We start from the raw sequence: 22,860 nt of genomic DNA on the forward strand, positions 1-22,860 counted from the left end.
CATCGATTTGTTAACTGCCCCAAAAATGTTGCAAAATCGTGAAAACGCCAAAAATTCAACTACCTTTAAACTGTATTCCCTCAAAAAGGTTTCCTAACATGAGAAAAAGTACAGTTGCATTAGGTGTGTTGACCGCACTCTATATTCCATCCCTTTACGCGAATGTTGAAATAAACGGCTTTGCCTCCATTGTTGCTGGCTCAAGCTTATCCGATGATAAAAGTTACTACGGTTATGATAAAGAAATCGACTTTAATAATGACTCCAAAGTCGCATTACAATTTGCCGCAGATTTAGGGAGCGGCTTACGAGCAACCGCACAAGTCCTCTCCCGTGGCAGTGACGATTATAGTGCAGAGTTTGAATGGGCTTATATTTCCTATGACATTAGCGATAAGTTGATGCTAATGGCTGGAAGACAACGATTTAATCTTTACAAATATTCCGATTATATCGATGTTGGCTATGCCTACCATTGGATAACGCCACCAAGGGGAGTCTATTCGCTCCCCTTTAATTCTGGCGAAGGCGTTGGTTTAGTTTATTCAGATTTATGGGGCAATACTGAAGTTGGCTTAACCTATAAATATATTACGACATCGGTGTCTGACTATGCGCCTGTCGGTTCATCAACGCCCCCAGCGCCCTTTTCCGCCAAGGGCCATATTATGAACTTCAATTTTAGCACCGCTGGATTTGAGTACGGTTTAAATGTGGGGATAGTCACGGATTTCTCATATGAACTGCCAGCACTACTTGGTTTGGGTGAAGCCATTTCCCAAACAGGTTTATTCGATGATCAAGTTGTAAATGACTTATTAGCGATAGAGGATAGTGCCTTACTTATTGGCGCTAACATCAAATATGACGCAGGAAAGTGGTTTATATTAGCGGAATACACCCGAATAGACGTCGACCCTAGCAGTTTTAATATTCAAGATTCTGCCTTTGTTTCAGCGGGTGTTCGTTACCATGATTTTACCTTCCATTTAACCTATGGCATTGATAAAGGTGACCCACAATATGATGCCTATGATGCAATGTTGCCTGTCTACAACGCCCTACCTCCGGCCAATCAAGCAGCTCTCGCGCCATTAGTGATAGGAACGAAAGCCGCATTAGAAGCACAACAAGAGGATAGTTCCTATTACATCATCGGAACCCGCTGGGATTTTCATCCCTCTGCGGCGCTAAAACTGGAATACACCAATTACAGTAATGATAAGCCGACCTCCGACGAACAACTCTTAAGCATGGCTGTTGATCTTGTTTTCTAAGGAGTCATTTATGAATTTACCTCACATTGCTAAATACATCGTCAAGCCAATCAGCTTGTGTGCACTCCTATTGCTCAGTCAATGGGCTCAAGCGGAAATCGCCGTAATCGTTCACCCTTCGAACAGTTCAGAGATATCAGCTGCCGATATTTCAAGAATTTATTCGGGAAAGCTTAAAACCTTTTCGACAGGAGGCACGATTGTCGCACTCGATCAAGCGGAAGGCTCACCTGTCAGGGAAGCCTTTGTAAAACAAATCCTCAATAAAACAGAAAGTCAGTTAAAAGCCTATTGGTCAAAACTCGTATTTTCTGGACAAGGACAACCGCCTAAAGTGGTCGAATCCAGTGCTGAGATTCTTACTCTCGTCGCCGCCAATCCAAATATGATCGGCTTTGTGGATGCAGCAGAAGTGACGCCCAATGTCAAAGTTGTAGGTAAGTTTTAGGGATTAACCTGATTGTACCTATTGATGCCTTCTTTCAATAAGAAGGCATCAAATTTTTACATTAAGCATTTAAATCATATAGATATATACAAACCCGGTCTAAGTTTAACGAAAAGTTCTGCGTGATTGCGCCATGCGCAATAACAGATTTACCCATTCATTCCAGTGTTCCCTCTTTTGCCAACAGTAACATTGAGCTCTTAGGCGCAGGCTAAATAAATTTTATCAAAAAAATTCAAAGCATTAGACCAAATTATTTAACTGTTGATGGAATTAAGTCATGGTCAAACCTGAGTTTAATCTTAATTGGATAGACCAGAGGCCACGATTTTGCTGGTATACTCAATCGCAAAAAAGGTGCGGCTTGCATCATTTAGGGCAAAAGACATTTTAATATGTCCAATAAAACAATAGGTTAAAATGAAATTACTCAAACCCTTATTCGATAATAACCGCCGTTGGGCCGGACGCATCAGTCAAGAACACCCTGATTTTTTTGAACAACTGGCAAAACAGCAAAACCCTGAGTATCTCTGGATTGGTTGTTCAGACAGCCGAGTCCCTTCTAACCAAATCATCGATTTAATGCCTGGCGAAGTCTTTGTTCACCGCAATATTGCCAATATGGTGATCCATACCGATCTTAACTGCCTGTCAGTACTGCAATATGCTATCGATGTACTTAAAGTGAAACATATTATGGTCGTCGGTCACTACGGCTGCGGTGGTGTACGTGCCGCAATGGGTAATCAGCGCCTTGGACTTATCGATAACTGGCTAGGTCATTTGCGCGATGTCTATCGCCTACATCATGATGAATTAATGCAAATGGATGAAGCCAAACGTTTTGATCGCCTGTGTGAGCTCAATGTGATTGAACAGGTTTCCAATGTCACCAGTAGTACTATCGTGCAAGAAGCCTGGTCTCGCGGCCAAGAACTGGCTGTCCATGGGTGGATTTACGGTATCGATAATGGTCTATTAACGGATCTTGATGTTACGGTAGACCGTGCACAAGTCGTGTAAGTCTTTCGTCGTATGATATGCCATTAACGGCCCAACTGACGCCACAAAAACCTGCCACTGTGCAGGTTTTTGGTTTTACGCCCTAAAGGCAAAGACTCGCTATTCATTTACGAGGAATGACCAAAATCTATCTCGAGGAGACCATTTCACTTCATCGCCTTAGACAACATTTATCATTTCATTCATCTAGTCTTGCTAAGTGAGCAAAAATTAAGCGCGAAATCTCAACATGACCTTATTTTCATCAAGAAAACATCGCAAGGGATCTTTAGCCCAGTTATAATCCGCCAGTTAATTGCAGCGCGACCATGCGCCACAAATTCTAAGGAGATACCTTCCATGCCCGGTTTTGAATTATTTGGTCCAGAAGAAAAACAAGAAGTTGCCGATGTGATGGAGCACGGCTTTACCTTCCGTTATAACTTCGACCATATGCGTAATGATCGCTGGAAGACTCGCGATATGGAGCAACTGCTCTGCGAGAAAATGAATGTTAAGCATGCTCATCTGTTATCAAGCGGTACAGCCGCGCTGCAAACGGCGATGATGGCCGCAGGCATTGGCGCTGGCGATGAAGTTATCGTGCCACCTTTTACCTTCGTAGCGTCTGTAGAAGCGATTTTCATGGCCGGAGCAGTACCGATTTTTGCCGAAATCGACGAAACCCTGTGTTTATCACCAGAAGGCATTGAAGCGGCAATTACTCCACGTACTAAAGCGGTAAACTTAGTACACATGTGTGGCTCTATGGCCAAGATGGACGAAATCAAAGCCATTTGTAAAAAGCACAACTTAGTATTGTTAGAAGATGCTTGCCAAGCCATTGGCGGCAGCTACAAGGGCCAAGCCCTTGGTACTATCGGTGATGTCGGTTGTTACTCTTTCGATTCTGTTAAAACCATCACCTGTGGTGAAGGTGGCGCGGTGATCACCAATAACACCGAAATTTACGATAACGCCCACCAGTTCTCCGATCACGGCCATGACCATATTGGTAAAGACCGTGGCGCCGAGTCACACCCGATTATGGGTCTGAATTTCCGTATCTCTGAAATGAATGCGGCCTTAGGGTTAGCCCAGTTACGTAAACTCGATACCATTATCGACATTCAACGTAAAAACAAAAAAGCCATTAAAGAAGCTATGGCGAGCATTCCTGAAGTCAGCTTCCGCGAAATCCCCGATCCAGAGGGTGATTCAGCTGGTTTCTTAAGCTTTATGTTACCAACAGAAGCCCGTACCCAAGAGATCAGCAAGAAATTAGCTGCAAATGGTGTAGATGGCTGCTTCTACTGGTACGTGAACAACTGGCATTATCTGAAAAACTGGAAACACATTCAGGAGCTTAAGGCCCCTGCTGCGTTACCAATCACATTAATCGCCGACCGACCTGACTATACTCAAATTTCTGTGCCGAAATCTGATGCCATTATGAGCCGCACTATTTCTATGCTCATTAAATTGTCTTGGACCGATGCTCAGATTGCCGAGCGTATTGAAAACATTAAGAAAGCATTTGCCCAATAATTAAACGGGAGTTTTTGCAATGAGTTTTAAAAATTTTAAAGTAGTTGAAAAGATGATCTTCGGTCGTGGCTCTTTCGCTCAGTTAGACGACGTCTTAGCTGCACAGCGTAAAAACGACGATGACTTCGTGGTATTTTTAGTCGATGACGTTCACCAAGGCAAACCACTCGAAGCACGCATCCCAGTCAAAGCCCAAGACTTACTGATTTGGGTTAACGTTGATGAAGAGCCAAGCACGATTCAAATCGATGCCCTGACCGAACAAGTGCAAGCTTTCAATAGCAAACTGCCCGTCAGCGTCGTTGGTTTAGGTGGCGGTTCAACCATGGACGTGGCAAAAGCGGTATCGCTAATGCTGACCAACCCAGGCGGCTCAGCCATGTACCAAGGTTGGGATTTAATCAAAAACCCAGCGGTACACCACATTGGTATTCCAACAATTTCTGGTACCGGTGCTGAAGCATCACGCACAGCGGTATTGTGTGGTCCAGTGCGTAAACTAGGTCTGAACTCAGACTACACTGTGTTCGACCAAATCATCATGGACTCAGAGTTAATCGATGGCGTTGAAACTGACCAGTGGTTCTACACCGGTATGGATTGCTATATCCACTGTGTGGAATCCTTAGAAGGTACCTTCTTAAACGAATTCTCTAAAGCCTATGCCGAAAAAGCCATGGAGCTTTGCCGCCAAGTGTACTTAGAAGATCACCCAGAAAAAGACGACAAGCTGATGATGGCGTCATTTATGGGCGGTATGAGTATCGCTTACAGCCAAGTAGGTGCATGCCACGCGGTATCCTATGGTCTGTCTTACATCCTCGGCTACCATCATGGTATCGGTAACTGTATCGCCTTTGACGTGTTAGAAGAATTCTACCCAGAAGGCGTGGCAGAGTTCCGTCAGATGATGAAGAAACACAACATCACTCTGCCGAAGAACATCTGTAAAGATCTACCAGATGAAACCATCGCGAAAATGGTTGCCGTGACTAAGAGCATGGGTCCATTATGGGCAAACGTGTACGGCCCAACATGGGAAGAGAAAGTCACTGACGAAATGTTGACTGCCCTGTTCCGTCGCATTTAAGCTCTCAAGCAGATGACAAGGGCTCATTGTGAGCCCTTTTGTCTATCTACACTGCATATCTCTGATAAAGTAGGATAATTTAATGAATGTGACTCTGTTAATCCCGGCGCGTTACGGTTCAAGCCGCTTCCCGGGCAAGCCCTTAGCCCCGATTAACGGCAAGCCGATGATCCAACACGTGTATGAACGCGCGTCGTTAGCCAAAGGCCTCACCAATATTTATGTTGCAACCGATGATGAGCGTATTAAAAGCGCCGTAGAAGGTTTTGGCGGCAAAGTGGTCATGACCAGCCCTGATGCGGCATCGGGCACAGACCGTATCAATGATGCGATTAACCAATTAGGTTTAAAGGATGACGATCTGGTCATCAACCTTCAGGGCGACCAACCCTTAATCGACCCAACCTCCATTGAGCAAGTGATCAGCCTCTTCGAACGTCACCCAGGCGAGTTTGAAATGGCGACCCTCGGCTATGAAATTGTCAACAAGGCTGAACTTGACGATCCTATGCATGTGAAGATGGTGTTCGATAACGACTATTACGCGCTGTATTTCTCCCGCGCGCGTATTCCCTTCGGTCGCGATACCAAAGATTATCCAGTTTACAAGCACTTAGGCGTGTATGCTTACACCCGCAGATTTGTGCAAGCCTTTGCAGCCCTGCCATTAGGCCGCCTCGAAGATCTGGAAAAATTAGAGCAGCTACGCGCCCTAGAACATGGCCATAAGATCAAAGTTGCCATCAGCGCCTTTGACTCAATCGAAGTTGACACGCCAGAAGATATTCGTAAGTGTGAGCAGCGCTTAGCCGTTGATTAATCAGGGTGTTGCTCAATAAGGAGTTGTTATGTCGAGCTTAGAAGTGTGGATCATTATAATTTTGGTGGTAGGTGTGATTGCCAGCAATCTTGCCGCACTGAAATACAGTGCAAAATTCAAACTGCCACAGTTTGGTCAGCACGATAAAGAGAAACAACTAAAATCCGACATGACTCAGCCTCCACACGAAGCCGATGGTAACGAAACGCAAACTCCAGATAAGTCTTCGAATCAATCCAAATAAACTAAGATTAGCATTCATCTTGATTTCCCCTCACAAAAAGGCGCATCGGCGCCTTTTTGCATTTCTTACCATCCCTTTAAATCGTAGTTCAGATTTTGTAACAAACTCAAGTGATTCATCCATAAACTAGCGGTTAGCACAAAGCTACAATTAACATTCGCGCATAAAAAACCAGCCGAAGCTGGTTTTTTATGTATTAAGTCACGCATTAAGCAATCAGGATAAAGCCAAAGAATGCAATAACCGCTGCAATTAACGCATAAGGTAGCTGAGTCACCGCATGGCTTACTAAGTTACAACCAGAGCCTTGGGCAGCTAAAACGGTTGAATCAGAGTAAAAACACGCTTGGCTACCAAAAGAAGAAGCCGACAACAGCGCACCAATCACTAATGGAATATCCGCACCCACCGATTGCGCCAGTGGCATCACAATTGGGATGGTTACTGCAAAAATTCCCCAACTAGAACCCGTCGCAAAGGCCAAAATCGCCATTGATAGGAATACCACGGCAGGTAACAGCTTAGGCGTCATAAATGGGCTTAATGACTCAATCACATACTGTGGCAGCAGCAGCGCATCACATACATCTTTAAATACGAATGCAGCGATTACGGTACCTATCGCGGGCAACATGCTCTTAAAACCATCGATCATCTGATCCATCATTTCTGACAGTGGCATTAAACGTTGCACCGCATAGTAAGGCAGTGTGACGACCAGCGTCGCTAATAGTCCTTTCCACACGTCGATTTCAAAATAAACGGTAAAAGCAACCAAGAGTAGGATAGGCACCAAGAAGTTATGCAGCTTACCTTGATTATCGGCATGCTTAAACTCTTCTTCAATCGCAGCAATCGCGTATTCGTCAGAGGTTTGTACTTGGTCTAAATCGACTTGCGCCTCGGCAGGTTCACCTTTTGCTGCGCGCAGCTCGGCTTTTTTCATCGGGCCAATAGCAGGTACCACGCCCAATGCAACCAGTAATACCATCGCGACGGCTAACCAAGCATAAAGCATATAGGGTATAGCTTGCATGTAGACGCTAATGCCCTGACCTTCAGCGGCCACACCGTTATCGACCAGTAAGCCACCAAAAAACACCGCCCACGTGGAGAGCGGCACTAATACACACACAGGAGCCGCAGTGGAATCCACCACATAAGCCAGCATTTCGCGGGAGACTTTAAACTTATCCGTTACACGCTTCATGGTTTCACCCACAGTTAGCGCATTCAGATAGTCATCAATAAAAATCACAATCCCCAGAATAAAGGTCATAAACAGGGAAGATCTTGGCCCTTTTGCAAATTTCAATGCATTTCGACCAAATGCCAAAGCACCGCCAGTACGTACTAACAGCGCAATCAAGGCACCAAAACAGCCACACACCAAAATCAACCAACCGATAGTTTCATCGGCCATGACTTTTAATGAAGTACTTGCAAAATTATTTAAAACTTGCGTTGGATCAAGTAACAAAAAACCCGTTACCGCACCAATGATCAAAGATAAAATGGGGCGGCGTAACCAAATGGCCAACACCAATACCACCAAAGGTGGAATAAGACTTAACGCTGTCGGTTCAGACATGCACTTAGGTCCTCTAAATAAGTCGCCTAAAAGGCAAAAGTTTTTAGAACAGCGCCTGAAATCACCTCGATAACGGACGCCAATATTGCTGCTTCATGATGACTAACTCCGCTGATAAAACCTGCTAAAAGCTTGTTATCTTAGGTGCCCTGCCGAAAACATCGCGCAGAAAATAAAGCGCATCGAATATCGAGTCAACTATAAATTTATGCTAGCGCTAAATAATTTTTCATCTTGAATTAAAAAATGATTTATCAACTTGATTTTAAACAAAATAACTAGAGTGTGATGAATTTTTTATTTCAACCTAAATGCTTAATAAGCATTCAGTTAATCTGCCTAAATATCGAAAAATTACCGAATGCAGGATAATGCGACATTAACTTAAATCAACTCTGATAAATCAGCAGTTAAGCAAACACTGATTAACATTTTTACTAACATCTTGCCCCTAGGGTAATGCGGTTGTAGTAAAACAGAGTGCATGAGCCAATGCAGCCTAATTGATAGGTACAAAGGCTAACCCCATAACAAGATGCAGTATAAAAAATCAAAATTAGACACAATAACAGCACATATAACTTGTATAAATTTATTTAATGCCAGGTTAAAGCATATTTAACTAGTACGTTTAATAAAAAAAACATGGTATTTGTGCTCAATGCCCCTTCCTTAAATCAGATAATTTCGTTATGGTGCACAAACTTAAGCCAAAATTAACTGCATGTTTCGAGGTGTAAATGCGCCCTATCATCAAATCCAATAAGCTGGATACTGTTTGCTACGACATCCGCGGCCCAGTGCACAAGGAAGCCAGACGTTTAGAAGACGAAGGCCACAGGATCCTCAAACTCAATATTGGTAACCCTGCTCCCTTCGGTTTTGAAGCACCAGAAGAAATTGTGCGCGATGTGATCCTTAATCTCCCGAGTGCCCAGGGCTACTGTGAATCAAAAGGATTATTCTCAGCCCGCAAGGCGATCGTGCAGCATTATCAAGCGCAGGGTATCTATGGCGTTGATATCGAAGATGTCTATATTGGTAACGGCGTGTCAGAACTGATCATGATGGCCATGCAGGGCTTATTGAACACCGCTGATGAAGTACTGATCCCTTCACCCGATTACCCACTGTGGACCGCCGCAGCTAACTTAGCCGGCGGTAAAGCCGTACATTATCGCTGTGATGAAGAAGCGGATTGGTTTCCCGATCTTGATGATATTAAGAGCAAAATATCTTCTCGCACCCGTGGTATTGTACTAATCAACCCGAATAATCCTACGGGTGCGGTTTACAGCAAAGAATTACTGCTGCAAGTTATCGAGCTTTGCCGTGAACACAACCTGATTTTATTTGCTGATGAAATTTACGACAAAATTTTATACGACGAAGCCAAGCATATTCCTGCGGCTAGTCTGTCGGACGATATTTTAACGGTTACCTTCAATGGGCTATCTAAGGCTTATCGCGCTGCTGGCTTTCGTGTTGGTTGGATGATGTTGTCTGGCAATCTTAAGGCTGCAAAGAGTTATATCGAAGGGTTAGAGATGCTCTCCTCGATGCGCCTGTGTGCCAACGTGCCCAATCAACATGCGATTCAAACCGCACTCGGTGGCTATCAAAGTATTAACGAGCTGATACTGCCTAATGGCCGCCTCACAGTCCAAAGAGATGCATGTTACGAGCTGTTGAATCAAATCCCAGGCGTGAGCGTGAAAAAGCCTAAGGGCGCACTCTATGCTTTCCCCAAATTGGATATGAAAAAGTTCAATCTCAGGGATGATGAGCGCCTAGTACTCGATTTATTAAGGGATAAAAAAATCCTATTAGTGCACGGCACGGCCTTTAATTGGCCGGAACCTGATCATCTCCGTGTGGTGTTTTTACCCTATAAAGAAGATCTAACGAAGGCATTAACTGAATTTGGTAACTTCCTGGAAGCCTATAAACAATAAATGGGTTTAAGCATCACGCTTACTTAGCAAACCTAGGCAATAAAGCGATCAACAAGATCGCTTTATTTTTGTATTTGTTCTGTAAATCCTGCCATTATTTCACTCACTTATCCTTGCGATAAGTGTTAGGCTTACGCTCAATAGCCGTACTTGCACTTTGCTTTTCACTTATCTTCAGAGTCGAGTGACGCGCCTTTTAGCCTTCATTTAAAGGAGCCTTATGAGTCATTTATTTGCCCACCTTGCCAGAATGAAACTTATCCAGCGCTGGCCTTTAATGTACAACGTGCGCACCGAAAACGTTCAGGAACACTCTCTGCAAGTCGCCATGGTGGCACACGCCTTAGTCATCATCAGTAATAAGAAATTTGGCACGACTCTCGATGCCCATCAAGCAACCAGTTTGGCTATATTCCATGATGCCAGTGAGATCTTAACTGGCGATCTACCCACTCCGGTGAAGTATTTCAATAAAGAAATTGAAGCTGAGTATAAAAAAATTGAAGCCATTGCCGAGCAGCGCATGCTCGATATGGTACCTGATGAATTTAAAGAGGATTATCGCAGCCTGTTTATCAGCGATAACGCCGATCCAATCTACAAAGCCATAGTTAAATCAGCCGATACCCTGTGTGCTTACCTGAAGTGTTTAGAGGAAAATCGCGCTGGCAATACTGAATTTAACACCGCACGAAAACGCCTCGAAGCCATGCTCGAGTCCAACCCTAACCCTGCAGTGAAATATTTTATGGATTGCTTTGTGCCCAGTTTTACCTTGAATTTAGACGAAATAAACAAGATGCTCTGATGTACCACTCCCGCTAGGAATGCATATGACCTCAAGTGTTTGGCAAGAACGCCGCCATGGTGAAGATAAACAAAGACGTAATGATCATCGCAGCCCATACCAAAGGGACAGGGCGCGGATCCTCCACTCTGCTGCATTTCGTCGCCTGCAAGCAAAAACCCAAGTGCTTGGCGTAGGCATGAATGACTTCTATCGCACACGCTTAACCCACTCATTAGAAGTCTCACAAATCGGCACGGGGATCGCCGCTCAGCTGAGCCGTAAATATCCCGAGCATAAGCCCTTATTAGACTCAATGAGTTTGCTGGAATCCTTATGCCTTGCCCATGATATTGGCCATCCGCCCTTTGGTCATGGTGGTGAAGTAGCCCTTAACTATATGATGCGCCACCACGGAGGCTTTGAAGGCAATGGCCAGACATTTCGTATTCTCTCTAAACTCGAGCCCTACACCTTAGATTTTGGGATGAATCTGTGCCGCAGAACCATGTTAGGGATTTTAAAATATCCCGCACCACAATCGCACCTGTTTGTCGCAGGCAATCATCCTGAAATCACCAACCACAGACAGCTTAAACCGTCACAATGGCCGCCAGTTAAAGGCATATTCGACGATGATAACGACATTTTCGATTGGGTACTGGAACCGTTATCCGTTGCCGATAGAGCGCGCTTTACCTCTGTTCAGCCTAGCCAGCAACCAAACTATCCGCATCTACGCACTCAGTTTAAATCCTTCGATTGCTCGATTATGGAGCTGGCGGACGACATCGCCTACGCGGTGCACGATCTTGAAGATGCCATCGTCATGGGTATAGTGACCGCCTCGCAATGGCAACAGGATGTAGCGCCAACACTTAAGTACAGTGGCGATCCTTGGATCCGCCAAGAGCTTGCCGATATTGGCACTAAACTCTTCTCCCATGAACATCATCTGCGAAAAGATGCCATAGGTACCTTAGTGAATGGCTTTGTCACCGCCATTATCATCAACGACGATCCGGCTTTCGAGGAACCGTTGCTGCGGTTTAATGCCAGCCTTGAACCCGACTTTGCCCATGCGCTCAATGTATTAAAACAGCTAGTGTATAAATATGTTATCCGTAAACCCGAGATCCAAATGCTCGAATACAAAGGGCAACAAATTGTGATGGGGTTATTTGAAGCATTTGCCTCCGATCCCGAGCGCCTGTTACCGCTTAACACTCAAGAGCGTTGGCGCGCAAGCGAACAGCAGGGTCTAAACAGTCACAGAGTCTTAGCCGATTATATTTCAGGGATGACGGACGAGTTTGCAGGACGGCTCTATCAACAACTCTTTAGCCCTAAGGCTGGCTCAAACGTGGAGTTGAGTAAAGAAATGTAGCCTTTTGATTTAGTAATAAAAAACCACCGCGAAGGTGGTTTTTTATTCACAAATTAATCAGTGAAATAGCGGATTAAAGTCCGCCAATCGCCTCTTTACAGAGTTGAGTGATACGATCCCAATCGCCCTGCTCCATCGCATCAGTAGGCGCAATCCAGCTGCCACCAATACAATCCACATTTTTCAGCGCTAAGTAATCTTTATAGCTGCTCGGCGTAATACCACCTGTCGGGCAGAAGCGGATATCGGCTAAGGGGCCAGAGAAAGCCTTGAGTGCATCCACTCCACCAGACGCTTCAGCAGGGAAGAATTTAAAGTGGGTGTAACCAAGCGCCATACCCGTCATCACTTCAGAAATACTAGCAACGCCAGGAATTAACGGCACCGGGCCTTGCATCCCCGCTTTGAGCAGTTCAACTGTTGCACCAGGGGTGATAATAAATTGCGCGCCCGCAGCAATCGCTTGCTCAAGCTGGGCTTCATTTAAAATAGTCCCAGCGCCGACTAGCGCCTCTGGTACTTCCTTAGCGATTTTGGTGATCGCTTCAAGAGCACACGGCGTGCGCAATGTCACTTCTAACACGCTAATCCCACCGGCGACCAGAGCTTTGGCTAATGGCACCGCATGTTCAATCTTGTTAATCACCATAACAGGAACAATAGGGCTGCGTTTAAAAATATCTTGTGGTTGTAATGACCAGTTATTCTCAAGCATTGCGTTATTCTTCCTTTGTATTAGTAAAGTTCATCGATGGCGCTAGTACTGCGCGCACCGGTTTCTGGACTGCTTAAGTTTGAACGCAGTGCCCCAAATAACTCACGACCCATGCCATAACGAGAATGGCGTAAATCAATTTCAGCGGCAGTTCTGGCTGCAAGCACGGTGTCTGAGACTAATAAACTCAGCTCGCCGGTCAGCGCATCAACACGGATTAAATCGCCATCTTGTACCTTTGCAATTAACCCACCATCAATCGCTTCTGGGGTTAAATGAATTGCCGCTGGTACTTTGCCCGATGCGCCCGACATACGACCGTCGGTCATCAGCGCCACTTTAAAGCCTTTATCCTGTAGTGAACCTAGCAGCGGCGTTAGTTTATGCAGCTCTGGCATACCGTTGGCTTTCGGCCCTTGGCCTTTCACCACCACCACACAATCTCGGTCTAATGCGCCGGATTTAAATAACGCATCGAGCTTGTTTTGATCGTCAATCACCACAGCGGGCGCTTCAACTACACGGTGCTGCGGTTGAACGGCAGACACTTTTATCACCGCGCGGCCTAAGTTGCCCTTAAGCAGTTTTAAACCACCGTTGTTTTGGAAAGGTGTAGCGACAGAGGTTAATACTTCGGTATCTAAGCTGACGGTTGGACCATCGACCCAGCGCAGCTCGCCATCGAGTAATTTGGGCTCTTGGGTGTAACGACGTAGACCAAAACCTGCAACTGTGTTGACATCCTCGTGCAGTAAGCCCGCATCGAGTAATTCTTTGATAAGGAAGGCCATCCCGCCCGCGGCGTGGAAATGGTTAATATCCGCATGACCGTTTGGATAAACCCGAGCCAGCAATGGCACCGCATCGGATAATTCAGAAAAATCATCCCAGTTCACGATAATGCCCGCTGCACGCGCCGCCGCCACGATATGCATGGTTAAGTTTGTTGAACCACCGGTCGCCAGCAATGCAACAATGCCGTTCACTATCGATTTTTCATTAACAATTTCACCAATTGGACTGTACTGAGTGCCCAGTTCGGTTAAGCGACAAACCTGCTTAGCCGCCATTTTATTCAGGGCTTCACGCAGTGGATCGTCAGGATTCACAAAAGATGAACCGGGCAATTGTAGGCCCATGACTTCGAGCATCAATTGGTTTGAGTTAGCCGTACCATAGAAGGTACAAGTACCCGCACTGTGGTAAGACTGCGCTTCCGCTTCGAGTAGTTGTGCTCTATCGACCTTACCTTGGGCAAATTGCTGACGAATACGGGCTTTTTCCTTGTTAGGAATACCCGATTTCATCGGGCCTGCTGGCACAAACAGCATAGGTAAATGGCCAAAACTTAACGCACCAATCAATAAACCGGGCACGATTTTGTCGCAAATACCAAGGAGTAAGGCGCCATCGAACATATTGTGGGATAAGCCAACCGCGGTTGCCATGGCAATCACTTCACGACTCAGTAAGCTCAGCTCCATCCCAGGTTGCCCTTGAGTCACGCCGTCACACATGGCGGGAACACCACCAGCCACCTGCGCAACACTACCCACTTCCTGACAGGCCTTTTTCAGCAAATCAGGATACGTTTCATAGGGTTGATGTGCTGACAACATATCGTTGAATGCAGTAATAATCCCGATATTGGCCTTCGTCAATTGACGTAATGCGTTTTTATCATCGGGGTTACAAGCCGCAAAACCATGGGCTAAGTTACCGCAGCTTAACGAGCTACGGTGTACGCCATGGTTACGGGCATCGTTTAATGCAGCAAGGTATGCTTCACGTGATGCTTTGCTACGGGCAATAATTCTGTCGGTAACAGATTGAACGACTGAGTGCATGAGAGTGACTCCTTAAGCGCTCCAGAACACGTCAACGGGCGTTTTACGCTGCGCTAATACGGCTCTGATAGGCATAGCATTAACATCATCATTTTCTAAGGCTTGACGATATACGGATAATTTCTGTTCCCCAACCAAATGCAGATAAATCTGACGGCTATTGAGGATCGCATTCTTAGATAATGTGATCCGACCATGGGGCGCCGTGGTGGGATTGGTTGCCACGCACAAAGCTTGAGTAGTTAAGGCATCGTTTAACTCAGCACTGCAAGGGAACCATGAGCAGGTGTGACCATCGTTGCCCATCCCGAGCACCACCACATCGAAGGGACGCGGGAAGTTAGACAGCAACTCGGCGGTCATATCTGCGCCCGCTTCGGCGGTGGAAAACATATTCTTCAATCCACGGAACTTGGCATTGGCCGCGCGGTTTTGCAATAAATGCTCGCGCACTAAACGTTCGTTAGAGGCGCTATCTTCGACATCGACCCAACGCTCATCGGCAAGCGTAATGTAAACATCACTCCAGTCGATAGATTTCATGCTAAGTAGCTCAAACAGTTTCAGCGGCGTTGAGCCGCCAGAGACCACTAAACTCGCCTTACCACGGGCATCCACCGCCTCTTGTAACTGGCTAGCGATCTTATTCGCTAACTGTTGCTCGAGCGCAGCAGGTGTATCAAAGGATTTAAATACGGTTTCTTTAATCATCAAAGCCCCCTATTCATCCCACGAACGACCGTCTTTGGTGATCAGCGCGACGGAAGCCACGGGGCCCCAAGTGCCCGCAGGATAAGGTTTCGGTTTTTCATTGCTCTGTTCCCATGCTTGGATGATGCCATCAACCCATGTCCAAGCTTGCTCCACTTCGTCTCGGCGAACGAACAAGGCTTGATTACCGAGCATGGCTTCAAGCAATAAACGCTCGTAGGCATCGGCAATGCGCTCGTTTTTGAAAGTATCAGAGAAACTCAAGTCGAGTTTGGTGGTTTGCAAACGTTGTTTTTGCTCTAACCCTGGCACCTTGTTCATCATCTGGATCTCAACCCCTTCGTGTGGTTGCAGACGGATGGTTAACTTGTTAGGTGGCAAGTTACGGTAGCTAGAGCGATACAAGTTATGCGGTGGATTTTTAAAATACACCACAATTTCAGAACTCTTAAACGGCATGCGCTTACCGCTGCGCAGATAAAACGGCACCCCAGCCCAACGCCAGTTATCGATATCGACACGCAGCGCCACAAAGGTTTCTGTGTGCGAGTGTACGTTCGCCCCCTCTTCCTCTAAATAGCCTGGCACGGGACTACCTTTTAGGAAGCCCGCACTGTACTGACCACGGACGGTGTTTTCATACACATTGTCAGCATTAATCGGCCGCAGCGACTTAAGTACTTTCACCTTTTCATCGCGAATACTGTCGGCATCTAAGTTCACTGGTGGATCCATTGCGACGAGCGTAAGCACCTGTAGCAAGTGGTTTTGTATCATATCGCGCATTTGACCAGCTTTATCGAAGTAACCCCAACGGCCTTCGATACCCACTTCTTCGGCAACCGTGATCTGGACATGGTCAATGGTCCGGTTATCCCATTTAGAGGCAAATAAGGAGTTAGCGAAACGCAGCGCAATTAAGTTTTGAACTGTCTCTTTACCTAGATAATGGTCGATACGGTAGACTTGGCTTTCTTTAAAGTAGGCAGAAACTTGATCGTTAATCACACGGGAAGATGCGAGATCAGAACCAATGGGTTTTTCGAGAACGACGCGCGAGTCGCTGTGGATCAGATTTTGTTCATGTAAACAGCGGCAGATATCCCCAAAAATCGACGGTGGGGTGGCAAAGTAACTGACCATGACGCGCTCTTCTGGTTTGAGCAATTCATGGAAGGCGCTGTAACCTGCTGAATCTGTAAAATTAGTGCCGACATAATGACAACGGGACACGAATCGGTTAAGCGTTTCTTCGCAGAGGGGTTCTTTGACGAAGGTGTTTAACGCAAGAATGACTAGCTCTCTAAACTCATCCTGACTAAATTCATCTTTTGCGACACCGATCACCTTAGTATCTTTGTCGAGAAGTTCAGCCTTATCTAACTGGTATAAAGAAGGTAACAACTTGCGTCTTGCCAAGTCGCCTTTAGTACCAAAGAGTACGAAGTCACAAGCTTTGGCGCCTGATGATGTTTTGCCCATTGCGTTACGCTCTCCTTTGTATGTCGTGTCCCTTCATGCTAATGAAGGAATCCACACTTTTGTTGTAATATAACAACAGAATTTGTTAAATGCATCTCTTTTTATCAATATTAACATTCTAGCTAACTAGGCACCTAAGGCATAAATCTGATATGATTTTTGTGCTTAAATTACTGATGATAGTAAATTCTTATTTCAAAAACCGACGTAAAACTTACTTAAGCAATCTTGATTAGTGGGATCGTCAAGCTGATCTGTGGCACTAAACAAAAAAAAATAAAATTACATACTCAATTTAGCGGACATACGCGTATGAATACCCTAGAAAAGGTTCAAAAAAGCCTCACCCATTTTAGTAAGTCAGAACGCAAGGTTGCAGAGGTCATCTTAGCCTCTCCGCAAACAGCTATTCACTCCAGTATCGCCACACTCGCTAAGATGGCAGATGTCAGTGAACCTACTGTGAACCGTTTCTGTCGCCGCTTAGATACTAAAGGCTTTCCTGATTTTAAGTTACATCTGGCACAAAGTCTCGCAAACGGCACGCCTTATGTGAGTCGCCATGTGGAAGAAGATGATTCTCCCGAATCATACACAACAAAAATATTCGAATCTTCAATGGCTTCCTTAGATACAGCACGTCAAAGTTTAGACGTAGCGGCCATCAATAAAGCCGTAGATATTCTGACTCAGGCCAAGACAATTTCATTCTTTGGCTTAGGAGCATCAGCCTCAGTCGCCCATGACGCACAAAATAAATTTTTCCGTTTTAATGTGCCTGTCATCTGTTTTGACGATGTTCTGATGCAACGCATGAGCTGTATCAACAGCAATGAAGGCGATGTTGTGGTTTTAATTTCCCACACAGGCCGCACTAAGTCATTGATTGAAATAGCACGTTTAGCGAGAGAAAACGGTGCAGCCGTTATTGGTATTACGGCTCGTAACTCGCCGTTATCGATGGAATGTACACTACCTGTAACTATGGAAGTGCCTGAAGATACAGATATGTATTTACCTATGGCCTCGCGTTTAGCGCAATTGGTGACTATAGATGTATTGGCGACGGGTTTTACCCTACGCCGCGGCCCTCGTTTTCGTGATAATTTAAAACGGGTAAAAGAAGTGTTGAAAGAGTCTCGTATCAATAAAGATCCGATACTGTAATTCACTTCCTATCTTTAAAAAGGCTAGCGCAAACCCTACGTCTAGCCTTTTTTAAAGCAAATTTCAGCGATACCTCACAATTTTAAAACATAACTTCAGATCAATTTGATTGTAACTTTACTACATAATTTGGAATTGCATGCTAATATAGTCACAAGATTTTTTTAACTTTAACGGAGTATCTTATGTTCCGCAGAACCAAAATCGTCACCACCCTGGGCCCCGCCACTGACCGTGACGATAACTTACGCCGTATTATCGCGGCAGGTGCAAACGTTGTTCGTCTTAACTTCTCCCACGGCTCCCCCGAAGATCATCTCAAACGCGCGACTCAAGCTCGCGAAATTGCAAAAGAATTAGGTGTACATGTAGCGATTTTAGGTGACCTACAAGGTCCTAAAATCCGTGTTTCTACCTTTAAAGACAACAAGAAAGTCCAACTGAAATTAGGCCAAGCTTATATTCTTGATGCTGAACTCCCCAAAGGTGAAGGCGATGAGAATCAAGTCGGTATCGACTATAAGCAATTACCTGATGATGTGAATGTTGGCGACATCCTGATGCTCGATGACGGCCGTGTCCAACTACGTGTTGAGCGCGTCGAAGGTCGTAAAGTCCATACGACGGTAACGGTTGCGGGTCCTTTATCAAACAATAAAGGGATCAACAAGCAAGGTGGTGGTTTGTCCGCTGCGGCACTGACCGAAAAAGACAAGGCTGACATTCTCACCGCAGCGATGATCCAAGTGGATTATCTAGCCGTTTCCTTCCCACGTAGCGGTGCCGATTTAGAATACGCACGTTCTTTAGCACAGCAGGCTGGTAGCAATGCACTGATCGTCGCGAAAGTTGAACGTGCAGAAGCGGTTGCTAGCGATGAAGCAATGGATGATGTGATTTTAGCCTCTGACGTTGTCATGGTTGCCCGTGGAGATTTAGGGGTTGAGATTGGTGATGCTGCACTAGTGGCAGTACAAAAGAAACTCATCGCCCGTTCACGTCAGCTCAATAAAATCGTCATCACTGCGACTCAAATGATGGAGTCAATGATCTCAAGCCCAATGCCAACCCGTGCAGAAGTGATGGACGTGGCAAACGCCGTGCTTGATGGTACCGACGCCGTGATGTTATCAGCCGAAACCGCTGCCGGTGACTTCCCTGAAGAAACGGTTAAAGCAATGGCGAATGTGTGTGTTGGTGCAGAATCTCACCCAAGTGTGAAAGTCTCTAAACACAGATTGGATGCACGTTTCACTTCAGTTGAAGAAACCATCGCCCTATCGACTATGTATGCGGCAAACCACCTAGAAGGTGTTAAAGCGATTATTGCTTTAACAGAATCAGGTGCAACACCTAAACTGATGTCGCGTATCAGTTCATCTTTACCAATCCTTGGCCTATCTCGCCATGACACAACACTGGCGAAGATGGCTCTGTACCGTGGTGTATTACCGATTTACTTCGACTCAACGATCTATCCAGCCGATGAGCTCGCGCAAAAAGCGTTGGAATCATTAACCAAAGCGGGTTACTTGCACAGCGGTGACTTAGTGTTAATGACCAAAGGTGATGCGATGGAAACCATCGGTGGCACGAACACTTGTAAAGTGCTAATCGTCGCTTAATCTTTGCTGATTGGCTTTCGTTAGACGAAAAAGTTAGGCTAAAAGTCATTAAACTTAAAAACAAAAACCACCTCAGTTGAGGTGGTTTTTTTATCTCTTGTAACGGTGAGAAACTATTGTAGTCGTGCTAGCAAATCAGATTATAAGGCTTCAAAATCATTCACATTGATAGCGGCTAAACGTAACTTATCCGCATGCAATAGTGTTTGATGTTCTTCGCTATTAATCGTGCCCTGCTCTAACGCTTTAGCAAATAGAACCAAGTTTGGTACTTTTGCAGGTAACTCACCGCTGCGCTGTGCTTTTTTGAGCTTTTTGTAAATCTCTTTACAGGCATACTGTGCTACAAACGCTTGTTCTACTTCAGCAATACCACCCACATCGCCTTCAAACTCAGGACAAAGGAAGGTAATGCGCTCGCGGGCAGGACTTGGTTTTAACATGCCAGAGACAAGCTCAGTCGCCATTTTATCGCTCGGCGCATTAAAATGATTGCCGATCGGGAAAATGAGTGCTCGCAATAACCAAGCAACTGGACGATTGGGGAAGTTGCGGATCACGTCCTCTAGTGCTTTCGCCGCTAAGTGTAGGCGATTAGCCATTACATAACGTACCGCAGGTAAATCATCCTGTTGGCGACCATTGTCTTCAAATAGTTTTAGCGTTGCAGAGCCTAAGTACAACTGACTCAATACATCGCCCATCCGTGCAGACAACATTTCCTTACGTTTTAAATCGCCGCCCATAATCAACATTGAAATGTCCGTCATAAAGGCCAGCGCCGAAGATAAACGGGACATATCTTTGTAGTACTGTTTGGTTTCGCCACTTACTGGGGCGCTACCAAAACGACTCGCAGTTAAGGCACTAAATAATGCACTGAACGCGTTACGCGTCGCATACCCCATATGGCCCATTAGCAACGAGTCAAAACGCGCAAGCGCCTCGTGCTGATTTTCCATAGCTGCCGCTTCCATTTCGGCCAGAACGTAAGGATGACAACGGGTTGCGCCTTGACCAAAGATCATTAACGAGCGGGTAAGAATATTCGCGCCTTCTACGGTGATCGAAATTGGATTCGACATATAAGGATGGCCGAGGTAGTTTTTAGGTCCTAATTGGATCCCCTTACCCGACTGAATATCCATCGCATCGTTCATAACAGCTCGGCCAAGTTCAGTCATGTGGAACTTCGCAATAGCCGTCACCACTGAGGGTTTGACTTTAAGGTCAATGCCTGTGGTGGTTAACCGACGTGCAGCTTCTAACTGGTAGGTATTGGCAATAATACGAGCAAGGGCTTCTTGCACCCCTTCAAACTGACCAATCGCCATGCCAAATTGGTGGCGCACATAACTGTATGCTGTGGTGGTTTTGGTTGCCATATGGCCTGAAGCAGTTGCCAGCGCTGGCAGAGAAATACCGCGACCCGCTGATAAGCATTCAACCAGCATGCGCCAGCCTCTGCCCGCAAATTCTGGACCGCCAATGATCCAATCGAGCGGAATAAAGACTTCATCGCCCTGGGTTGTACCATTCATAAACGCCATATTAAGCGGATTATGACGGCGACCAATCACTACGCCAGGATGATCCGTTGGGATCAACGCGCAGGTAATACCAAGATTCTTTTTATCACCTAATAGACCGTCTGGATCGCGCATCTGGAAGGCTAAACCCAATACCGTTGCAACAGGTGCTAAGGTGATATAACGCTTATTCCAGGTTAATTTAAGGCCTAATACCTCTTCGCCGTTAAACTCACCACGGCACACAATGCCCACATCTGGGATTGCGCCCGCGTCACTGCCTGCTTCTGGGCCTGTTAACGCAAAGCAAGGTATTTCATCGCCTTTTGCTAATGCAGGTAACCAACGTTCCTTTTGCTCTTCAGTGCCATAGTGAGTTAATAATTCACCAGGGCCTAATGAGTTAGGTACCATCACAGTTACCGCAGCACTCACGCTACGACTAGCTAACTTGCTCACAATCGTCGAATTGGCATAAGCCGAAAACGCTTTACCACCAAATTTTTTCGGAATGATCAGCGCAAAGAAGCCTTCTTTTTTGAAATAATCCCACAGCTCTGTCGGCAAATCTTTACGATTATGGACAATGTCAAAATCATCGATCATTGTCAGGGCCGTCATGACCTGATTATCAATAAAGTCCTTCTCTTCTGCCGTCAGCGTTGGCTTGCCGTAGCTGTGCAGCGTGTTCCAGTTCGGATTACCGCGGAATAATTCCCCTTCCCACCATACATCGCCCGCTTCCATCGCTTCGCGCTCAGTATCGGATAATGGCGGCAACACTTTTTTGAAAAAATGGAAAACTGGCTGGGTGATAAATTGCATTCTGAGGCTTTTTACTGCAAACAGCGCAATAACAGCTATCAGGGCAATAATTATAATCGTCAACATAATCAAGACCTTTTTATTAAGAAGCTACGGGAACTGATACGCCCGCGGCCATGTAGGGGATCACTTTACGGATCACGGCTTCAATATCGTTGTGCTCGCCAAATTCGGCCGCAGCAATATCGTTTAAGGCGTCAGCTGAAGCCATAGTGAAAACGATTGTGCCGAGGGTAAAGTGTAAGCGCCAAAACATTTCTGCCTGAGGAATATGGGGAGCACTGGCCGATACCGCCTTCACAAAGGTATCTAGATGTTGTCCATAGTGAGTGGTGATAAACCAGCGCAGATGCCCTTGGCTTTCGATATAACCTCGTCCAAGTAGCTGTAGGAAAATTGTGGTACCTTCCGTGCGCAAGTCATTTAAATCCAATAACGGATCGACTAACGCCGATAAAATATCCTCTAGCGAAGCCTGAGAGGATGCAGTATGTAAACGTTTTATAGCCGTCGATGCAGCGGGCATAAAAACGTCTAAATAGCGGGCTAACACTGCACGGATTAACTCTTTTTTAGAGCCAAAGTGATAATTCACCGACGCTAAATTGACCTCTGCCTTGCTAGTGATAAGTCGTAATGACGTCTCAGAAAAACCTCTTTCGGCAAAGAGTTTCTCTGCAGCATCAAGTATTCTTGTTTTTGTATCAGATCGACTTGCCATTCCGTGACCTTGAATTAATTTAAAACACTCGTTTAAATTAAACATTGGTATGGTCATTGTCAAACGAAAAATGACCAAATAAGCTG

19 protein-coding genes are annotated in these 22,860 nt (G+C 45.6%); 12 read left to right on the forward strand and 7 right to left on the reverse strand.

Features of this window, described 5'->3' with window-relative positions; all coding sequences use genetic code 11:
• Positions 1-98 precede the first annotated feature (98 nt).
• The 7 genes from IEY09_RS06750 (at position 99) to IEY09_RS20205 (ending at position 6,432) form a co-directional block, all read left to right on the forward strand.
• The gene (locus IEY09_RS06750; RefSeq protein WP_188870397.1) at positions 99-1,277 is read left to right on the forward strand and encodes a porin; all 1,179 of its coding nucleotides are present in this window, start codon (positions 99-101) and stop codon (positions 1,275-1,277) included.
• A 10-nt stretch (positions 1,278-1,287) separates the two neighbouring features.
• Positions 1,288-1,725, forward strand: a complete 438-nt coding sequence (locus tag IEY09_RS06755) for a substrate-binding domain-containing protein (RefSeq protein ID WP_037418757.1) — start codon at positions 1,288-1,290, stop codon at positions 1,723-1,725.
• 420 nt (positions 1,726-2,145) lie between these two features.
• Positions 2,146-2,751: a carbonate dehydratase gene (gene can / locus IEY09_RS06760; protein WP_037418751.1), complete on the forward strand. Its 606-nt coding sequence runs from the start codon at positions 2,146-2,148 to the stop codon at positions 2,749-2,751.
• Positions 2,752-3,090: 339 nt separating this feature from the next.
• On the forward strand, positions 3,091-4,278 hold the full coding sequence (gene kdnA, locus IEY09_RS06765) for an 8-amino-3,8-dideoxy-alpha-D-manno-octulosonate transaminase KdnA (protein WP_037418748.1): 1,188 nt from the start codon (positions 3,091-3,093) through the stop codon (positions 4,276-4,278).
• 19 nt (positions 4,279-4,297) lie between these two features.
• On the forward strand, positions 4,298-5,368 hold the full coding sequence (gene kdnB, locus IEY09_RS06770; RefSeq protein WP_088585631.1) for a 3-deoxy-alpha-D-manno-octulosonate 8-oxidase KdnB: 1,071 nt from the start codon (positions 4,298-4,300) through the stop codon (positions 5,366-5,368).
• Positions 5,369-5,450: 82 nt separating this feature from the next.
• Positions 5,451-6,188, forward strand: a complete 738-nt coding sequence (gene kdsB, locus IEY09_RS06775; RefSeq protein WP_011622622.1) for an 8-amino-3,8-dideoxy-manno-octulosonate cytidylyltransferase KdsB — start codon at positions 5,451-5,453, stop codon at positions 6,186-6,188.
• Between the two features lie 28 nt (positions 6,189-6,216).
• A complete protein-coding gene (locus IEY09_RS20205; RefSeq protein WP_037430289.1) occupies positions 6,217-6,432 on the forward strand; it encodes a DUF2897 family protein in 216 nt (71 codons plus the stop codon).
• A 208-nt stretch (positions 6,433-6,640) separates the two neighbouring features.
• On the opposite strand, the gene IEY09_RS06785 is transcribed toward IEY09_RS20205, so the two are convergent.
• Positions 6,641-8,023, reverse strand: a complete 1,383-nt coding sequence (locus IEY09_RS06785) for a Na+/H+ antiporter NhaC family protein (protein ID WP_188870399.1) — start codon at positions 8,021-8,023, stop codon at positions 6,641-6,643.
• A 740-nt stretch (positions 8,024-8,763) separates the two neighbouring features.
• Here IEY09_RS06785 and IEY09_RS06790 point away from each other — a divergent pair.
• From IEY09_RS06790 to IEY09_RS06800, 3 genes are all read left to right on the forward strand, one after another.
• The gene (locus IEY09_RS06790; RefSeq protein ID WP_037418735.1) at positions 8,764-9,978 is read left to right on the forward strand and encodes a pyridoxal phosphate-dependent aminotransferase; all 1,215 of its coding nucleotides are present in this window, start codon (positions 8,764-8,766) and stop codon (positions 9,976-9,978) included.
• 220 nt (positions 9,979-10,198) lie between these two features.
• Entirely contained in the window at positions 10,199-10,786 is a 588-nt protein-coding gene (yfbR, locus tag IEY09_RS06795; protein WP_037430288.1) for a 5'-deoxynucleotidase, read from the forward strand.
• 25 nt (positions 10,787-10,811) lie between these two features.
• Positions 10,812-12,152, forward strand: a complete 1,341-nt coding sequence (locus IEY09_RS06800) for an anti-phage deoxyguanosine triphosphatase (protein WP_188870401.1) — start codon at positions 10,812-10,814, stop codon at positions 12,150-12,152.
• Positions 12,153-12,225: 73 nt separating this feature from the next.
• Here the strand turns inward: IEY09_RS06800 and IEY09_RS06805 are convergent, their stop codons facing one another.
• Genes IEY09_RS06805 through zwf form a run of 4 tightly spaced genes read right to left on the reverse strand, consistent with a single transcriptional unit; the run spans position 12,226 to position 16,907 of the window.
• Positions 12,226-12,867 (reverse strand): bifunctional 4-hydroxy-2-oxoglutarate aldolase/2-dehydro-3-deoxy-phosphogluconate aldolase, encoded by a 642-nt coding sequence (locus IEY09_RS06805; protein ID WP_055648241.1) that lies wholly within the window; start codon positions 12,865-12,867, stop codon positions 12,226-12,228.
• 20 nt (positions 12,868-12,887) lie between these two features.
• Positions 12,888-14,714, reverse strand: coding sequence for a phosphogluconate dehydratase (edd, locus tag IEY09_RS06810; RefSeq protein WP_188870403.1), 1,827 nt, complete (start codon positions 14,712-14,714; stop codon positions 12,888-12,890).
• Positions 14,715-14,726: 12 nt separating this feature from the next.
• Complete coding sequence (gene pgl / locus IEY09_RS06815; RefSeq protein WP_037418721.1) at positions 14,727-15,425, reverse strand: 6-phosphogluconolactonase; 699 nt, start codon at positions 15,423-15,425, stop codon at positions 14,727-14,729.
• Positions 15,426-15,434: 9 nt separating this feature from the next.
• Positions 15,435-16,907 carry a glucose-6-phosphate dehydrogenase gene (gene zwf, locus IEY09_RS06820; protein ID WP_037418717.1) on the reverse strand — a complete coding sequence of 491 codons (1,473 nt, stop codon included), beginning with the start codon at positions 16,905-16,907 and terminating at the stop codon, positions 15,435-15,437.
• Positions 16,908-17,219: 312 nt separating this feature from the next.
• Between zwf and IEY09_RS06825 the strand changes: the two genes are divergently transcribed.
• Together IEY09_RS06825 and pyk are read left to right on the forward strand one after the other, a co-directional pair.
• Positions 17,220-18,074: a MurR/RpiR family transcriptional regulator gene (locus IEY09_RS06825; RefSeq protein WP_011072455.1), complete on the forward strand. Its 855-nt coding sequence runs from the start codon at positions 17,220-17,222 to the stop codon at positions 18,072-18,074.
• A gap of 185 nt (positions 18,075-18,259) precedes the next feature.
• Positions 18,260-19,699 carry a pyruvate kinase gene (gene pyk, locus IEY09_RS06830; RefSeq protein WP_037418713.1) on the forward strand — a complete coding sequence of 480 codons (1,440 nt, stop codon included), beginning with the start codon at positions 18,260-18,262 and terminating at the stop codon, positions 19,697-19,699.
• Between the two features lie 140 nt (positions 19,700-19,839).
• Here pyk and IEY09_RS06835 read toward each other — a convergent pair whose 3' ends face one another.
• Positions 19,840-22,119 (reverse strand): acyl-CoA dehydrogenase, encoded by a 2,280-nt coding sequence (locus IEY09_RS06835; protein WP_188870405.1) that lies wholly within the window; start codon positions 22,117-22,119, stop codon positions 19,840-19,842.
• Positions 22,120-22,135: 16 nt separating this feature from the next.
• A complete protein-coding gene (gene psrA, locus IEY09_RS06840) occupies positions 22,136-22,774 on the reverse strand; it encodes a TetR family transcriptional repressor PsrA (protein WP_037429545.1) in 639 nt (212 codons plus the stop codon).
• Positions 22,775-22,860 lie beyond the last annotated feature (86 nt).

It is taken from the genome of Shewanella xiamenensis (assembly GCF_014647135.1).
GTDB lineage: Bacteria > Pseudomonadota > Gammaproteobacteria > Enterobacterales > Shewanellaceae > Shewanella > Shewanella xiamenensis.

Bases quoted from the DNA above. Each gene is read 5' to 3' on its own strand.
- IEY09_RS20205 (WP_037430289.1), top strand. From the start codon at position 6,217: ATGTCGAGCTTAGAAGTGTGGATCATTATAATTTTGGTGGTAGGTGTG.
- psrA (WP_037429545.1), bottom strand. From the start codon at position 22,774: ATGGCAAGTCGATCTGATACAAAAACAAGAATACTTGATGCTGCAGAG.
- edd (WP_188870403.1), bottom strand. From the start codon at position 14,714: ATGCACTCAGTCGTTCAATCTGTTACCGACAGAATTATTGCCCGTAGC.
- IEY09_RS06805 (WP_055648241.1), bottom strand. From the start codon at position 12,867: ATGCTTGAGAATAACTGGTCATTACAACCACAAGATATTTTTAAACGC.
- IEY09_RS06800 (WP_188870401.1), top strand. From the start codon at position 10,812: ATGACCTCAAGTGTTTGGCAAGAACGCCGCCATGGTGAAGATAAACAA.
- zwf (WP_037418717.1), bottom strand. From the start codon at position 16,907: ATGGGCAAAACATCATCAGGCGCCAAAGCTTGTGACTTCGTACTCTTT.
- yfbR (WP_037430288.1), top strand. From the start codon at position 10,199: ATGAGTCATTTATTTGCCCACCTTGCCAGAATGAAACTTATCCAGCGC.
- IEY09_RS06785 (WP_188870399.1), bottom strand. From the start codon at position 8,023: ATGTCTGAACCGACAGCGTTAAGTCTTATTCCACCTTTGGTGGTATTG.
- IEY09_RS06825 (WP_011072455.1), top strand. From the start codon at position 17,220: ATGAATACCCTAGAAAAGGTTCAAAAAAGCCTCACCCATTTTAGTAAG.
- IEY09_RS06750 (WP_188870397.1), top strand. From the start codon at position 99: ATGAGAAAAAGTACAGTTGCATTAGGTGTGTTGACCGCACTCTATATT.
- can (WP_037418751.1), top strand. From the start codon at position 2,146: ATGAAATTACTCAAACCCTTATTCGATAATAACCGCCGTTGGGCCGGA.
- pyk (WP_037418713.1), top strand. From the start codon at position 18,260: ATGTTCCGCAGAACCAAAATCGTCACCACCCTGGGCCCCGCCACTGAC.
- pgl (WP_037418721.1), bottom strand. From the start codon at position 15,425: ATGATTAAAGAAACCGTATTTAAATCCTTTGATACACCTGCTGCGCTC.
- IEY09_RS06835 (WP_188870405.1), bottom strand. From the start codon at position 22,119: ATGTTGACGATTATAATTATTGCCCTGATAGCTGTTATTGCGCTGTTT.
- IEY09_RS06790 (WP_037418735.1), top strand. From the start codon at position 8,764: ATGCGCCCTATCATCAAATCCAATAAGCTGGATACTGTTTGCTACGAC.
- kdsB (WP_011622622.1), top strand. From the start codon at position 5,451: ATGAATGTGACTCTGTTAATCCCGGCGCGTTACGGTTCAAGCCGCTTC.
- kdnB (WP_088585631.1), top strand. From the start codon at position 4,298: ATGAGTTTTAAAAATTTTAAAGTAGTTGAAAAGATGATCTTCGGTCGT.
- kdnA (WP_037418748.1), top strand. From the start codon at position 3,091: ATGCCCGGTTTTGAATTATTTGGTCCAGAAGAAAAACAAGAAGTTGCC.
- IEY09_RS06755 (WP_037418757.1), top strand. From the start codon at position 1,288: ATGAATTTACCTCACATTGCTAAATACATCGTCAAGCCAATCAGCTTG.